Source organism: Halomonas organivorans, assembly GCF_014192055.1.
GTDB classification, from domain to species: Bacteria; Pseudomonadota; Gammaproteobacteria; order Pseudomonadales; family Halomonadaceae; genus Halomonas; species Halomonas organivorans.
Genome location: NZ_JACHXM010000001.1, coordinates 302,099 through 317,593, shown reverse-complemented (window position 1 = coordinate 317,593; position 15,495 = coordinate 302,099). Strand labels below are relative to the sequence as shown.

At 66.5% G+C, this 15,495-nt stretch carries 11 protein-coding genes; 6 read left to right on the top strand and 5 right to left on the bottom strand.

The window, feature by feature from the left end; all coding sequences use genetic code 11:
• The first annotated feature begins 13 nt into the window (after nt 1-13).
• From malG to FHR96_RS01395, 4 genes are all read left to right on the top strand, one after another.
• Nucleotides 14-904, top strand: coding sequence for a maltose ABC transporter permease MalG (gene malG, locus FHR96_RS01410; protein ID WP_183385847.1), 891 nt, complete (start codon nt 14-16; stop codon nt 902-904).
• Nucleotides 905-1,260: 356 nt separating this feature from the next.
• Nucleotides 1,261-2,529 carry a maltoporin gene (locus FHR96_RS01405; RefSeq protein ID WP_183385846.1) on the top strand — a complete coding sequence of 423 codons (1,269 nt, stop codon included), beginning with the start codon at nt 1,261-1,263 and terminating at the stop codon, nt 2,527-2,529.
• 98 nt (nt 2,530-2,627) lie between these two features.
• Nucleotides 2,628-3,542 carry a MalM family protein gene (locus tag FHR96_RS01400; protein ID WP_183385845.1) on the top strand — a complete coding sequence of 305 codons (915 nt, stop codon included), beginning with the start codon at nt 2,628-2,630 and terminating at the stop codon, nt 3,540-3,542.
• A 67-nt stretch (nt 3,543-3,609) separates the two neighbouring features.
• The gene (locus tag FHR96_RS01395) at nt 3,610-4,110 is read left to right on the top strand and encodes a DUF1993 domain-containing protein (RefSeq protein WP_183385844.1); all 501 of its coding nucleotides are present in this window, start codon (nt 3,610-3,612) and stop codon (nt 4,108-4,110) included.
• Between the two features lie 54 nt (nt 4,111-4,164).
• Here the strand turns inward: FHR96_RS01395 and ugpC are convergent, their stop codons facing one another.
• From ugpC to malT, 3 genes are all read right to left on the bottom strand, one after another.
• The gene (ugpC, locus tag FHR96_RS01390; protein ID WP_183385843.1) at nt 4,165-5,280 is read right to left on the bottom strand and encodes a sn-glycerol-3-phosphate ABC transporter ATP-binding protein UgpC; all 1,116 of its coding nucleotides are present in this window, start codon (nt 5,278-5,280) and stop codon (nt 4,165-4,167) included.
• Complete coding sequence (locus tag FHR96_RS01385) at nt 5,268-6,941, bottom strand: alpha-amylase family glycosyl hydrolase (RefSeq protein ID WP_183385842.1); 1,674 nt, start codon at nt 6,939-6,941, stop codon at nt 5,268-5,270. Before FHR96_RS01385 ends, ugpC begins: the two co-directional genes overlap by 13 nt.
• A 163-nt stretch (nt 6,942-7,104) precedes the next feature.
• Nucleotides 7,105-9,816: an HTH-type transcriptional regulator MalT gene (gene malT, locus FHR96_RS01380; protein ID WP_183385841.1), complete on the bottom strand. Its 2,712-nt coding sequence runs from the start codon at nt 9,814-9,816 to the stop codon at nt 7,105-7,107.
• Nucleotides 9,817-9,985: 169 nt separating this feature from the next.
• Between malT and FHR96_RS01375 the strand changes: the two genes are divergently transcribed.
• Both FHR96_RS01375 and FHR96_RS01370 read left to right on the top strand, forming a co-directional pair.
• Nucleotides 9,986-10,732 carry a TRIC cation channel family protein gene (locus tag FHR96_RS01375; RefSeq protein ID WP_183385840.1) on the top strand — a complete coding sequence of 249 codons (747 nt, stop codon included), beginning with the start codon at nt 9,986-9,988 and terminating at the stop codon, nt 10,730-10,732.
• On the top strand, nt 10,729-11,859 hold the full coding sequence (locus FHR96_RS01370) for a DUF3541 domain-containing protein (protein WP_183385839.1): 1,131 nt from the start codon (nt 10,729-10,731) through the stop codon (nt 11,857-11,859). Before FHR96_RS01375 ends, FHR96_RS01370 begins: the two co-directional genes overlap by 4 nt.
• Here FHR96_RS01370 and FHR96_RS01365 read toward each other — a convergent pair.
• On the bottom strand, nt 11,781-12,599 hold the full coding sequence (locus FHR96_RS01365) for a PEP-CTERM/exosortase system-associated acyltransferase (RefSeq protein ID WP_183385838.1): 819 nt from the start codon (nt 12,597-12,599) through the stop codon (nt 11,781-11,783). The two genes, FHR96_RS01370 and FHR96_RS01365, sit on opposite strands and share 79 nt — an antisense overlap.
• A gap of 45 nt (nt 12,600-12,644) precedes the next feature.
• Nucleotides 12,645-15,470 carry a bifunctional diguanylate cyclase/phosphodiesterase gene (locus tag FHR96_RS01360; RefSeq protein ID WP_183385837.1) on the bottom strand — a complete coding sequence of 942 codons (2,826 nt, stop codon included), beginning with the start codon at nt 15,468-15,470 and terminating at the stop codon, nt 12,645-12,647.
• Nucleotides 15,471-15,495: the final 25 nt, after the last annotated feature.

Below are 15,495 nucleotides of genomic sequence, written 5' to 3'. Positions count from 1 at the left end.
AGGAGGAACTCCCATGGCCATGGTTCAACCCCGTACGATCCGCGCCCGCAAACTGGGTGCCCATCTCGCCCTGCTGGGCTTCGTCAGCCTGGTGGTGTTTCCGCTGCTGCTGGTGATCTCGATCTCCTTCCGTGAGGGCAACTTCGCCACCGGCAGCCTGATTCCCGAGCGCTTCTCTCTGGAGCACTGGGCGCTGGCCTTCGGCATCCCCTGGGAGCGCGCCGACGGCAGCATCGTCCAGCCGCCGTTCCCCGTGCTGCTGTGGCTGTGGAACTCGATCAAGGTGGCGCTGGTGTCATCGCTGATGATCCTCGCGCTCTCCACTACCAGCGCCTATGCCTTCGCGCGCATGCGTTTCAAGGGCAAGGCGCCGATCCTCAAGGGCATGCTGATCTTCCAGATGTTCCCGGCGGTGCTGTCGCTGGTGGCGCTCTATGCGCTGTTCGACCGCCTCGGGCAACTGGTGCCCTGGCTGGGCATCAATACCCACGGCTCGCTGATCCTGGCCTCGCTGGGCGCGGTGGCGCTGCACATCTGGACCATCAAGGGCTATTTCGAGTCCATCGACGGCTCCCTGGAAGAGGCGGCGGTGGTCGACGGCGCCAGCACCTGGCAGGCCTTCTACCACATCCTGCTACCGCTGTCGGTGCCGATCCTGATGGTGGTGTTCATCCTCGCCTTCATCATGTCGATCATGGAGTACCCCATGGCCTCGGTGCTGTTGCTCGACGAGGACAAGCTGACGCTCGCCGTGGGCGCCCAGCAGTACCTCGCCGACCACAATCAGCGCTGGGGCGATTTCGCCGCCGCGGCGGTACTCTCGGGGTTACCCATCACCCTGGTCTTCCTGCTCTGCCAGCGCTGGATCGTGGGTGGCCTCACCTCGGGGGGGGTGAAGGGCTGAGTTCCCGTTCCCCATCGCTCCTTCCTAGCCCCGTAACGCTCGCTTCCCCGGCCACGTGCCGGGTTTTTTTCGCTTATCCCGCCAGAGGCGTGTGTCGGTCGACGCCGGCACTGGCCGCAGGTGGGCGCGCGCTCGCCGATCACCGGTCTCGCATGACTTTCCACCAAAGGCTTACACCCGACATTCCCCTTCCCTACGCCCCTCGTCCCCTCCCTCGTTCGGGGGCGTGGGGAGGGTCAAGGCAGATGGCATCCGGGCGAAAGTGGCTGCAGCGCCAGCGGCGCTGACTTCATGCACGCTCCCGAGGCCGAACGATGGCCCGGGGATGGGAACGAGACAACAACAAGGGGATCATCATGCGTCTCTCGCATCACACGTCATTTCGGCTCTCCACGGTGGCGGCCGCCATGGCCCTGGGCACGACGGTGGCACAGGCAGCCGACGTCGACTTCCATGGCTATGCCCGTTCCGGCATTGGCTCGACCAGTGGCGGCGGCGATCAGGCCTGCTTCCAGGCGGCCGGGGCACCGGCCAAGTATCGCCTCGGCAATGAGTGCGAGACCTACGCTGAACTGGGGCTCGGTTCGACGCTCTACGAGGAAGATGGAAAGTCGTTCTATTTCGACAGCCTGGTGGCCTACGTCAACGAACAGGCCAACGACTTCGAATCCCTGGATGGCGCGAGCGACGATGGCAACACCATCGCCCTGCGCCAGCTCAACGTCCAGGCCAAGGGGGTCATCGAGTCGCTTCCCGAAGCCACGCTGTGGGCCGGCAAGCGGTTCTACCAGCGTCACGACATCCACATGAACGACTTCTACTACTGGGATCTTTCCGGTCCCGGTGGTGGCATAGAGAACGTCGACCTGGGGTTTGCCAAGCTGAGCCTGGCCTGGTTGCGTAATACCAGCACCGACACCGAGTTCCCTGATGCCAGCCAGAACCTGGCCAACAACACTTTCGACGTACGCCTGGCAGGAATCGCCACCAACCCGGGCGGTAGCCTCGAGATCGGTTACGACTACGGCGCCGCAACACTGACCGAGGCCCAGGATCGAGCCGGTATCGATCCTGAAAAGGGACACATGCTGACCCTCGAACACACTCAGGGGGACTGGTTCGGCGGTTTCAACAAGCTGGTCTTCCAATATGCCACCGACGGCATCATCGGCAGTGCCGGTCGTCCCACCACGGCGTCGGCCACGCCCGAGGGCAGCATGGTACGAGTGATCGATCACGGCCTCGTCGAGCTCTCGCCCAATGTCGACATGCTGTACGCGGCCATCTATGAGGATCGTGACCTGGACAACGGCCAGGGACAGACCTGGATGTCTTCCGGTATCCGCCCGACCTATTACTGGAGCGATACCCAGAGTACGGCGCTGGAGCTTGGCTACGATCGGATCGATCCCCAGCAGGGCGATCTGGACACGGTCGATCTGACCAAGCTGACGCTGGCCCAGCAATGGTCAGCGGGCCGCGGTGCCTTTGCCCGCCCGGTGCTGCGTGCCTTCGCTACCTATGCGAACTGGGATGGTGATGTCTACAACGCGGCCAGCGAGTCCATCGACATGGGCGAGGACGATGGTGTCACCGTCGGCCTGCAGGTCGAGGCCTGGTGGTAAGCAAGATCGTGATGTCAGCAATGCCTGCTGATACTTGGCCGACACCGCCCGAGGCGGGGTCGGCATTTTTTCTGGTCGCCGTGACAGGAGGCTTCTTCATGATTCCGGCAAAGACCCTGGTGGCGGTGGCACTGGGAACGCTCTGGCTGAGCGGCTGCGCTACCTCGACATCGCCATCCTCCATGCCCGCCGATGCTGACTGGCTCGATCGCGCAAGCGACTGTTGTGCGGAACTCGCCGACCTGCCCCAGATGGACCTGTCCGCCCGGGGCTCGCAGGACCTCGAGTTCGGTCTCATGGCACCGGTTCATCGCTTCGATACCGGCGTGAGTGCTTTCCGGGCGCTGCGATTGCCCCGCAGCTCAGGTCCGCTGCGACTCGAGCTGGTGAGTGCCGTACAGCGAGACGCCCGGGGCCAGCCCGCGTTGTTTGCGCCGACGCTGCTGATCCTCGACGAGGCCGGGCGCATTCGTCGTCGCCATGACTGGCAGGAGTTCACCTACCGTCCCGCTCAAGGGCTAAAGGGCGATCGCCTGACGCTGAGTCTCGATGTGATGCCCTCGAGCGATGCCGATCGCCTGGTCGTGTTGACGACCGAGGCGGCGCTGTCCGCCGAGACCGAGCTGCTGCATCCTGCGCGGGCCCTGGCCCGGGCCCGCCACCTGGCCGAGCCGGCGGTGCTCAACCCGGTGGCAGCGCACCGGGCCGAGGGCGAGGTGACGCTGCGGGTCCACCCCATCGGCGAGACGGCCGGTCTGTTGGCGCCACTGATGGCAGGCGGAGGCGATGAGCCGCCGCCTGTGTCGCCCGCTGCGGACGCCGGGATGGCGAAGACGGCCGACACGGCGCCCCACGGGCAACCGACGCCGGCGCCGCTGGACTGGCGGCGTACCATCCGAGCCGCTCTCGCGGCCGGTGACCTGGAACTGGCGATGTCGCTGGCCGAGCGAGCCGAGCTGGCCGGTGAAACGGGCACTCGACGCTGGCTGGCACAACAGCTGGAGCGACGCTGATGTCCGCTGCGTCGGCGAGCATGATGCTTCGGGGCGAAGTACCCCCTTGAACACGAAGGAGAGAGAAATGCTGCCGCAAGACCTGTTCGCGCGCTACCTGGAACGGCTGTCCCGGCTCATGGCGACGATCGAGCGTCATGACACGCAGGGCGATGGTGTGCTCCATGCCAGCCTGGCGCCGGACATGTTCCCGTTGCTGACCCAGGCACGGATCACGGCGAACTTTGTACTCCGGGCTTGCTGCCAGTTGGCGGCGGTCCCGGTGGTCAGCTTCGACGATACCGATGATACCTTCGCGGGTCTGGAAGAGCAGCTTCGCCGCAGTCGGGAGTACATCGTGTCCCTCGTCATTCCGGGAGAGCCGCGTGCCTTGCCCATAGGGCAGGATACGGCGGGTGACGCCGCGATCTCCTTGCCCATGGACGAATACGTTCACGCCTTTGCCCTGCCGAACTTCTTCTTTCACCTGTCGATGGTCTATGCGATCGCCAGGGCGGCCGGCGTCCCGCTGGGCAAGGCGGACTTCGATGGCTACCACCAGTATCCGCCCGGGTTTTCCTTCCGCTAGCGGCGGACGCCTGGCGGCCCTGGAACCTCCGGGACCGCCAGGTTCCAGGGGCGTTCAGGCGACGATGCCGGGGATTTCCACCTGGCGTGGGCAGGCCGTACCGTCCGACGCGAACAGGTGGCAGTGGTCGCCGGCCAGCCCCAGGGGGACGACCTGATGTTCCTCAAGATGCGCCAGACCGTCGAGGCGCTGGGTGATCGTGCCTTCGACGCCCTCCACTCGTAGGTGGGCGAGCGTCTCGTAGCCGAGCTTCTCGGCCACCATCAGCCGCGCCGTCAGCCGTGCTTCGCCCCGGTCCGGCGTGACGAAGTCCTCGGCACGAATCCCCAGGGTGGCGGTCTCGCCGGCCGCCAGGCCGCGTCCGTCCACTGCCACGGCGAGCGTCTCGCCGGAGGGCAGGCGCACTCCCGTGCGCCGCGGGCCCGGATCGACCACCGTCACCGGCAAGGTATTGATGCGCGGCGAGCCGATGAACTCGGCCACTTCGAGAGACTGCGGGAAATGGTAGAGCGACAGCGGCGCACCGACCTGGGCGATGCTGCCGCTCGACAGCAGCACGATGCGGTCGGCCAGCGTCATGGCCTCGACCTGGTCGTGGGTGACGTAGATCATGGTGGCGCCCAGGCGCTTGTGCAGCTCGGCGATCTGCACCCGCATCTCGACCCGCAGCGAGGCATCAAGGTTGGACAGCGGCTCGTCGAACAGGAACACCGCCGGCTCCTTGACTAGGGTGCGGCCGATTGCTACCCGCTGGCGCTGGCCGCCGGAGAGGTCCTTGGGCTTGCGCTCGAGCAGCGGGGTGAGCTGCAGGATGTCGGCGGCGTGCTCGACGCGGCGGCGGATCTCTCCCTTGTCGGTGCGCGCCAGCTTGAGGCCGAAGGCCATGTTCTCTGCCACCGTCATGTGCGGGTAGAGCGCATAGGACTGGAAGACCATGCCGATGTCGCGCTCCTGGGGCGGGATCTCGTTGATCCGCTCGCCGTCCAGGCACATCTCGCCGCGGGTGGTGTCCTCGAGCCCGGCGACCATGCGCAGCAGGGTCGACTTGCCGCAGCCCGAGGGGCCGACAAACACCACGAACTCGCCGTCGTCGATGGTCAGGTCGATGTCGCGCGAGATCTCGACGCCGTCATAGTCCTTGCCGATGCCTTCGAGTGTCAGTCGTCCCATGAGGCTTCCTCCGAATCGATGGTGCAGCGGGCGATGGCGATGCCGTAGGCCGGCAGCTCAAGGGTGCCGGCCTGCCAGCGTCCGTTGACCAGGGCCGGTGCGTTGGCGAGGGTGCGGGCGGCTCGTGGGGCCGGCAGCTCGCGGGGAGTGTCGGCGAAATTCAGTGCCACCAGCAGCCGCTGGTCGCGGTAAGAGCGTTCGAGGCGCAGCACCTCGTCGCGTACCGGGTGGTAGCGGATCTCGCCCTTGACCAGCGCCGGCTGGTCGCGGCGGAAGGCCAGCAGGTCGCGGATGGCGTTGAGCAGCGATTGCGGGTCGCTGTCCTGCCGGTCCACGGCCAGGTCGAGGTGCTCGTCGGGCACCGGCAGCCAGGGCGTGGCCGGGGAGAAGTCGCCGTTGAGGGCATTGGCCTGCCACGGCAGGGGCGTGCGGCAGCCGTCGCGACCCTTGTAGGCCGGCCAGAAGGTGATGCCGGCGGGGTCGACCAGTTGATCGAAGGTCAGCTCGGCTTCGGTCAGGCCCAGTTCCTCGCCCTGGTAGAGGCAGACGCTGCCGCGCTGGGTGAGCAGGAAGGCCATGTACAGACGCAGCGCCGCGGCGTTGCCTTCGACCCCCCAGCGAGTGGCCAGGCGGGTGACGTCGTGGTTGCCAAGCGCCCAGCATGGCCAGCCATCGCCGATGCGCGCTTCCATGGCGGTGAGCATGTCGTGCAGGAAGGTCGGGTCATGGCGCTCACCGAGCAGGTCGAAGGAGTAGGCCATGTGCAGGCGGTTGCCGCCCTGGGTGTAGGCGGCCATCACGCCCAGCGAGTCGTCGTCGCCGACCTCGCCGACGCTGGTCGTGCCGGGATACTCGTCGAGCAGCGCGCGCAGTCTCTCGAGGAAGGCCAGGTTTTCCGGCTGGGTCTTGTCGTAAAGATGCCGCTGATAGCCGTAGGGATTATCGGGGCGTACGCCGATGAAACCCTCGGCGACATCGTCCCGTGGCGGGTTGTCCTTCAGCTCGCCATGGGTGCAGAAGTTGATCGCGTCCAGTCGGAAGCCGTCGACGCCACGCTCCAGCCAGAAGCGCACCTCGCCGAGGATGGCCTCGACCACTTCCGGGTTGCGGAAGTTGAGGTCCGGCTGCTCGATCAGGAAGTTGTGCAGGTAGTACTGGCAACGCCGGGTATCCCACTGCCAGGCGCTGCCGCCGAAGATCGCCTGCCAGTTGGTGGGTGGGGCGCCGTCGGGCTTGGGGTCGGCCCACACGTACCAGTCGGCTTTCGGATTGTCACGACTCTGTCGGCTCACCTGGAACCAGGCGTGCTGGTCGGAGGTGTGGGAGAGTACCTGGTCGATGGTGACCTTGAGGCCGCGGGCATGGGCGGCCTCGACCAGGCGGTCGAAGTCCTCGAGGGTGCCGAACATGGGGTCGACGCCGCGATAGTCGCTGACGTCGTAGCCGAAGTCCTTCATCGGCGAGGTGAAGAAGGGCGACAGCCAGATGGCATCGACGTTGAGCGAGGCAATGTAATCGAGCCTGTCGATCACCCCCTGGAGGTCGCCGATGCCGTCTCCGTTGGCGTCCTGAAAGCTGCGCGGATAGATCTGGTAGATTACTGCGCCGCGCCACCAGTCGGCGCCCTGCCGACCGAGGTACTGAGGAGTCTCTGTGATCATGAGCCGGATTCTCGTCGTGGACATGCGCAGGCGTCGGCGTTGGCGCCGCACCCGCGGGGAATAGCGTCAGGCTCATGGTGGCGGCGGGGGCAGCGGGAGACATCCTCCCTTCAAGAGGAGGATGGGCGTAGTCGGGGGGAGGAGTGGGCAGGCGGGGCGGTGCCTACTCCCCCTCTATGCGGGCCAGCAGGTCGCCGGCCAGGGCGATGGCCTCTTCGCGACGGCGAATGTTCTGTTTCTGGTAGAGGCTTCGGATGTGTGTCTTGACGGTGGTCGGTGCCACCGAGAGCTGCTCGGCGATCTGCTCGTTGGACAGTCCCGCATGGATCAGCCCCAGGATCTGCCATTCCCGGCGGGTCAGCGGCGAAGTGCGGATCAACTCGGGGACGTCGGGACGGGCGACGATATCGGCGATCACCGCCTCGTCGAGTATCAGTCGCACGGCGCGGCCGAAGTCGCGCTGGCGGCCGGCCAGTTCGATCAGTCGCTCGGCGCGACGCCGCGCCAGCTCATCTAACTCGTGGCGCTCGAGCAGCCGAACGAGCATGGCGGTGAGGGTTTGGCCCAGACGCAGGAAACTGCCGATGAGCCCCGTGCGCGAGGCCAGCTCCAGAGCGTTCGCCAGATGATCCAGCGCCGCTTCTTCGCGGCCGCACTGCCACTCCAGTGCTGCCAGGCATAGTCGATTGCGGTTGGCGTCGGTCACCAGGCCGAAGCGCTCGGTCTGCGCCTCCAGCGCCTCCAGCAGGGGCCGAGCCTCGTCAGGTCGCTCGAGCAGCATCAGCGCGCGGGCATGGTTGCGGACGTTGGCCTGGGCGAAGTGGTTGCTGGCGGTAGCGGGCTCGGCGGTTGGCGCCTCCTGCAGCCAGCGGGCCACGGCGTCGCGGTCGTCGTTGGCCTGCCACCAGGCCAGTAGAGTGGCGTGGGCGTTGGCCCGCCAGTCGATGTGGTAGTGGCCCTCGGCAAGGATCTTGCGGATTCTCCGGACATGGTCGGCGCACTGTGCCTGGTCGCCGCGCGCCAGGGCCACCTTGGCCAGGCTGATATGGCACTGCAGGGTCCAGCTTTCACCCTGATTGTCGAGCACCGCGATGCCGTCCAGCGCAGCCTGTTCGGCCTCGTCCAGCCGATGCCATTCCCACAGCAGTTGACTGCGGATGCGATGCAGGAATTCGGCGACCGGTAGACGATCGAGGCCGCAGTGCTCGATATGAGCGTAAGCGCGCTCCTGGATGTCATAGGCCGCCTGCAATCGTCCCTGGGCGACCAGGGTTTCCGAATGGTGACACAGGGCCCACAGCATCAGCTGATCATCGCCGATGCGCCGAGCGTCCTGCTCCACCACCCGGATTCGCGATAGCGAATCTTCCAGTTGCCCCTGGACAAAGCGTGCCTCGCAGAAGATGGCACCGGCCGATACCGGGGTGGCGGCCAGGTAGCGGGCCGGAAGGGCCAGTGCTTGTTCGGCCAACGGTGCGGCCCGTTCGGCGTCGCCCCGGTTGATCGCCAACTGCGCGCGCAAGGTGGCGAACTCGGCGGCGAGCTCTTGCCAGGCCGGTTCGTCAAGCTGGGCCTCGATCCAGGCGATGGCCTGTGCGGTGCGGTCGAACTGGTACTGGGCGTGAGAGACCCAGCCGTGGAGGAGGGCCAGGTGTGGCGAGGCGCCGACACGCGGCTCACCGAGCGCCGCCAGGGCCCGCGCCAGCAGGGCAAAGTGCCCCTGACCCAGCAGTGTGGGGCCTTGGACTTCGAGCAGGGCTGTCAGCGCCTCGGGATCGTCGGCCTCGATGGCTTGGGCCAGTGCGAGGCCCGGGGCGTCCAGGGCCAGCCAGGCCTCGCTGGCGCGGCGATGCAGCCGACGTTGGGCCTCCATGCTCAGCTCGTGGCGACGATGGTGCAGGTACTGGGCGAACAAGGCATGGAAGCGGCACCACTGGTCGTGGGGCTCGATGCGCTGCAGGAACAGCCCTGCTCGATCCAGGGCCGCCAGGCGCTGAGTGACCCGGTCTCCCTCCAGTAGCCGGGCCACCAGCTTCGGCGAGAAGCGCTCCAGCACGCCGAGCTGCAGCAGGAACTCGTGGTCGGCTGAGTCGAGGGTATCCTGCAGCAGGTCGTCGAACCAGGCGACGAAGTCCGGATGGGCCCCGGACAGCCGCTCGATCAGGGCATCGAAGCCGGCCCGGGTAGTGGTTCGCTCGACTAGCCAGTTGAGCGCCATTGGCCAGCCTTCGGTCAGTCGCAGGGCCCGCTCGAGGCTGACGCGTGTGGGTGGGAAACTGAGCTGTTCATCGCACAGGGTCTGGGCTTCCTCGGAGTCGAAGGCCAGCTCCAGCGGGCCGATCTCCTCCAGTTCGCCGCGAAGCCGCAGCCTTGGCAGGCCCAGAGTTGGTTGGGTTGTCGAGATGAGCGTCAGGGTAAGCCAGCGTGGCTGGTGGCGAAGCCAGTGGTTGAGTCCTTCGAGAATGACCGGATGGTGCAGGTGTTCGACGTTGTCGAGGACCAGGCGGCAGGGGCTGGCCTCGGTCGGAAGCTCGGCCAGCCAGGACTCCAGCTGGGCGTCGAGGGAGTGGCTAGCGTCCACGGCCGGTAGTGAGGCTGCCAAATGCTCTTTGCACAATCGGTCGAGCGCGGCGGCGAAATAGGAGGCGAAGCGTTCCGGTTGATCGTCGCGGGCGTCCAGGCACAGCCAGGTGGCCCGCTGTTCGAGAGCGGGTAGCCGTTCCGCCACCAGGGTGCTCTTGCCGTAACCCGGCGGTGCCTTGACCAGCAGCACCCGTACACGCTCGTCGAGCACGAAGTGGTCGTTGAGACGAGGTCGGGCGACCAGCGTCAGTGGCAGCAGGGGGGCGGAGAGTTTTTCCTGTATCAATGGCATCCGGGGTCCCGAGACGAACATGGCTAGCCGGGTATTATGCCCGACGTGACGGCCCAGACGGGGATCACTACGACGAACGTCAAAGCCACGGCCGAGCCGCTCCAGGACATCCGGGGTTTTGCGGTTGCCCCTGCTATGATGGCGGTTAAAACGGCAAGGGAGAGTCGATGTGGCAGGGTGGGTCTACTGGCTGGACATGGCGGGGGTGATCGTCTTCGCGCTTTCGGGGGTGATCCTGGCTTGTCGCTCGCGGATGGATCCCTTCGGCATGCTGGTGCTGGCCGCCGTGACCGGCATCGGGGGAGGCACCCTGCGCGACCTGGTGCTCGGCGTGCGGCCGGTGTTCTGGGTCAGCGACCCCGCCTACCTGTGGGTGATCCTGATCACCGTGGGATTGGCGATCCTCGGCTTTCATTACATCCATCGCCTTTCGCGGGTCTTCCTGCCGGTGGCCGATGCCTTCGGCCTGGCACTATTCACGGTGATCGGTACCCTCAAGGCCCAGAGCCTGGGGGCACCCGGTGTGGTGGCGGTACTGATGGGGCTGCTGACCGGGGTGGCCGGCGGCATGGTGCGCGACGTGCTGGCCCGGCGGGTGCCGATGGTGCTGCGCCAGGAGATCTATGCCACCGCCTCCATCGCCGGCGGGGTGGTGCTGGTCTCCCTCGAGGCCTTGGGGATGCCCGTAGTGGCCGCGGTGGCGGCGTCCCTGGCGAGCACATTGGCCCTGCGGCTGTCGGCCATCCACTGGCATCTGGCGCTGCCGGTCTTCGCCTGGGTGACCGTGGCGCGCCCCGCGCCACCCGCAGCTGAGGTTGATGGCGCGGGCGAGCCGCCTCCGCCGCCTCGCCGGCCCAAGGTTCGGGTCAAGATGATTCCCCCTGAGCGGTCGCGTCGTCGCAGGAGATCCTCTTGAGCCTGTTTCGATGGCGAGCGTGTCTGCTGGGTTGGCTGCTGCCGTTCCTGCTGGCCGGTTGTGCCCTTGCCCCGCCGACGCCGCCCGCCGATGAAGCGGTGGCCGCCGAGATCCGTGCCACCTATGAGCGTGCCTTGCCCGGCCTGCCGGGCGGTCAGCAGCGTCACTATGCCCAACGGCTCTATCGCATGACCGGCGAGGCACGCTACCTGCCCTTGAACCGAGACTACGGCGAGCGGCTGGTCGCGTCATTGCGCGACGAGATCGACGGGCTGTCCACGCCCGGTCATGTGTCACGACGCGCCCGGCAGAAGCTGGCCCACTATCCGCAGCGAACCGCCAAGCAGCGGCGTCGCAAGCGCCTGCTCGGCGACTGGGAAGAGATCCTCTACGCCAAGAGCCTGGCCTTCGATCTGACCCAGGCGCACTATCATGGCCTGCTCAATGATGATGCTCTGCCCGGTTATCGGCGCGCCCTGGAGTATCTGGCCGGGGTCGATTTTCGTCCCTTCCTGACCGACCCCGATGTGCTCGACGTCTATGCGGCCCAGGTGGCCAACCTGGTCTATTACCTGCATGACCTGGGGGTGGCGGACCTGCGCGACGAGACCATCGCCGCCTTTCGGGCGCGCTTTCCGCCGTCCCGGGATGCGACCCTCGACCGCGCGCTGTTCCGCAACAAGATCTACGGCATGACGCACTTCGTGATCGCCGCCAGCGACTACTATCAGCGCCCGGTGTCCGCGAACGAGGTCGCCTGGATTCTGGACTATTTCACCGCCAACGTAGGGCGGATCCTCGCCGACACCAAGGAAGACATCTACACCGAGGTGGGCATCAGCTTCCTGCTGGCCGGCCGCGGCGAGTCGCCATCGCTGCGGCGCCTGCGCGATGCCCTGGTGGCGGCCTACGATCCGGTGGCCGGCATGGTGCCGTCGGAGTCGGGCAGCACCGATCTCGCGCATGGCGAGCACCGCAACGTGCTGGCGATCATGCTGCTGGACTGGCCCGACAGACTGCATCCCGGGCCTATCCTGGCGACGCCCGTTCAGGAAGAGGTCGCGATGGCCTGGTGGGGCAGGGCGCCTTCCAGCTGTGGCGCCAGCGTCTCCTTGATGTGCCGGTAGAGCGGCATCAGGTCGCGGTTCATCTCCGCTTCGACGCGGCGCTGATCGATGTAGAAGGCGTTGCGCTTGCCGTGGAACTCGATGGTCTCGCCGACTCGGATGAAGTGGAACCCAGACATCCGCAGCAGACGCGGCAGGCGTGGCTCCATCATGGCGAAGGCATGGGGGCGGTTCGACAGCCCCAGCAGCGCATAGGTGGCCAGGAACAGGCCGATGACGATGAGGGGAAAGGTCTCGCGGTCCGTGTTGCTGAAGGGCTGTTGTTGACGGACGATGCTGTCGATTTCGTCGATGGTCGAGTGCTTGCGGAACAGCGGCGAGATCGCCAGTCGCGAGATCTCGCAGACGTGATCGAGGCACAGCCGGGCCGGATGCAGGCTGGCATGGGTCAGGCTGTCCCCGCCGTGTTCCTGCAGGGGTAGCCGACAGTCGTGACCGTCGGGGCCGTTATCGGGGAGTACCAGGCGCATGCAGCCGGCGGCGAGTCCGGTCTTCCTGTGCTCGATCAGGCACAGGATGGCTCGTTCGTCGTAGGCATCGAACTCCAGGTGGTGCTTGGGATCCGCCGGCGGTTCATACCCCAGTTCCTCGCAGTAGATGTCGTAGCGCAGTCGGAAGATACGGCGTCGTGTCTCCGTATTCCCTGCCAGCCGGAACATGAATTCCTCGCGAAAGCGTGTGTAGAGCTCGGGCTCGATGCGAATCCTGCGCGGGGATGCTTCCGGAGATGGCGAAGTCATGGCGATACGTCCCTGGGTCGATGAGCGTTAGCTGAGTTCCATGAATCAGGGCTCGGCATCGAAGATGACGTCGAGCGGCTGGGGCTTGCCGAGATGAAAGCCCTGGCCATAGGCGATGCCATAGGCGTTCAGCAGCGGAATCACCTTGTCGCTGTCGACGAACTCGGCAATGGCTTGCTTGCCGAATCCGGCGGCGATGTCGGCGATGGCCTTGACGATGACCCGATTGTCCGCGCTCAGCGCCAGGCTGCGGATGAAGGAGCCATCGATCTTGATGTAATCGACCGGCAGCTGTCCCAGATAGTGGAAGCTGCTGAAACCGACGCCAAAGTCGTCGAGAGCCGTCCGGCAGCCCAGGTCGCGCATCGACTGTAGCACGCCGCGGGCCGTCGAGAAGTCGGTGATGGCGGCGGTCTCGGTGATCTCGAGAATCAGGTGATGGGGGTCGGCGCCGCTGCTGGCCAGCTCGTCGGCCAGGAACTGCTCGAGCCCCTTGTCGTGCAACGACTGCCCCGACAGGTTGACCGCCAGGCTGATGCCCTGCTCCTGAACGCGACGCAGGGCCTTGAGGCTGTGATGCAGCACCCAGCGGTCCAACTGGACGATCATGCCGTTGCGCTCGGCCACCGGGATGAAGTGCGCCGGGGAGGCCAGGCGGCCGTCCTCCTCGCGCATGCGAATCAGCACCTCGTAGTGCTTCACGTCCTGGTCGGCGAGTCGCACGATGGGCTGCACCATCAGCGCGAAGCCCTCCTCCTGCAACGCCTTGCGCAAGCGTTCGCCCCAGTAGACACGCTCCTGCAGCTCGTTCTTGGCGCTCTCCAGCGTCGACAGCAGGTGCCAGCGCTGCGGGCCGTGTTCCTTGGCCTTGTACATGGCGACATCGGCACTGGCCAGCAGGTCGGCGGGATTGTCGCCATGAATGGGGTACTGGGCGATACCGATACTGGCCACGACACGGTGACGACGGCCGCCGGCTCTGAAATGCAGGCCCTCGAGCAGCTGGTTGCACTGCTGGGCGATACCGATCGCCTGATCGGCATCGACCTGCTCGAGCAGGATCGCGAACTCGTCGCCGCCCAGCCGCGCGATGTGGCCGCGATGGCCTATGTGGAGGCGCAGCACATCGGCCACCTCGCGCAGCAGCTTGTCGCCGGCATGGTGCCCGCTGAGTTCGTTGACTTCCTTGAACTGGTCGAGATCCAGCAGCAGCAGCGCGCCCTGGCGACCTCGCTGCAGGGTGAGCTGGATGGCTTCCTGGAAGTAGCGGCGGTTGTAGAGTTCGGTGAGCGGATCGCGCTCGGCGAGCCAGGTCAGGCGACCCTCGGCGGCCTTGCGCTCGGTGATGTCGAGCCCCACCGAGATCCAGGCCAGGCCGGTATCGCCGCCGCCCGGAAGCGGGGCGTGGTACCAGGCGATGGTATACACCTGGCCCTCGGGAGTCAGCAGGGTGCGTTCCTCCTGTTCGGCCGTCCTGGCGTCGGCGACCGGCGATTGGCCCGGCAGGGTGAAGATATCGTCGAAGCGTCGGCCGATCAGGGTCTTTTCCTCTACCTTGAGGACCGTCAGGGCATAGGCGTTGACCAGGTTGATGCGCCCCGTACCATCCTGGGCAATGATGAAGACCCGGGCCGTGTCGAGCAGCCCGCCGACGAAGTCTCGCTCCTTGGCCAGCTCGTCGACGCGCTCGGCGAGCTGCTCGCCCCGGGCCTGGATCTCTTCCTCGAGTACTTCGAGCTGCCGGGAGAGTTCGATGGTGGTGCCTTCGAGAACGTCTATCTCGTCCGGCCAGCGCCGAGTCGACGCGGGAATGGCTCGGCGGGCCTCGGCGAAGCCGCCCCTGGCCAGGGCCGGCAGCACGCCGGCGACCCGCCGCAGGCGCGCCATGGGGCCGAGCAGTATCACCAGCAGCAGCAGCTCGGCGGCGAGCCAGCCGGCCACCCCCGCCACCAGCAGGGTGCGGGTATCGTGATTGATGGACTGGACCTGGGCGGTGATATCGGAGATCAACAGGAAATAGCCGGTACTTTGGCGGTCTTGATTCTCCTCCACGCGAATCGCCGAGAGCTCTTCCAGTCGGTCGCCGTGCTGCAGGGCCAGGGGGGCGTCGGTGAGGCCTTCCAGGGAGGTATGCTCGGCGGCCCGCAGCAGCAGTGGCAGCCCCAGTTCCTCCTGGGTCAGCGCCAGCAACTGGCCATGCCAGGCCGGCAGGCGGCGTGCCGACGGTGGGATCTCGTCTTCCTCCGCCCCGGTGACCAGCAGGGCGATCTCGCTGCCTGAGACCGACTTGGCCTGGCGGATGACGTCGGCCAGGGAGCGCGACAGGATGACCAGGCCTACGCTGGTGCCATCCACCAGTACCGGCACGGCGGCATACTGCCGGCAGCCGGTCGAGCAGCGCAGGGTCGTGAGCGGCATCTCGGTGCTCAGCACGCGCCGGACCCAGGACCGGACGGGCTGTGAGCTGGCCTGGCTCTGCCCCCATGACGCCAGGGGATCGCCCCGCCGATCGAAGACCTGGATCTCGTCGATGCCCGAGTCGAGTTGCAGGGTCGGCCATTGCGAGGCCAGAGAGGCGCGCACGGCGTCGGCGTCGTTGGCCTCCATGGCGGGGCCGAGCTCAGGCGCGGCCGCGGCCAGGCTGGTGAGCTGGCGCAGGCCCTCCTCGGAGCGTTGCAGGGCGAGTCGGACCTCGCGCTGCTGACGAGCATGGTGCTGTTGGCGGCTGTCCTGAAACTGCCGGGTCAGGTTGGTATGGCCTAGCCAGGTGAACAGCGACACCAGCACCAGCAGCAGCAGGCTGCTGAGCGCGATCACGCGCCAGGTCAGGCTCAGCGCTCGACGATTCCGGAACAGCGTGATGAAGGACATGTCTCCGATTCCTACGAAAGAGTGG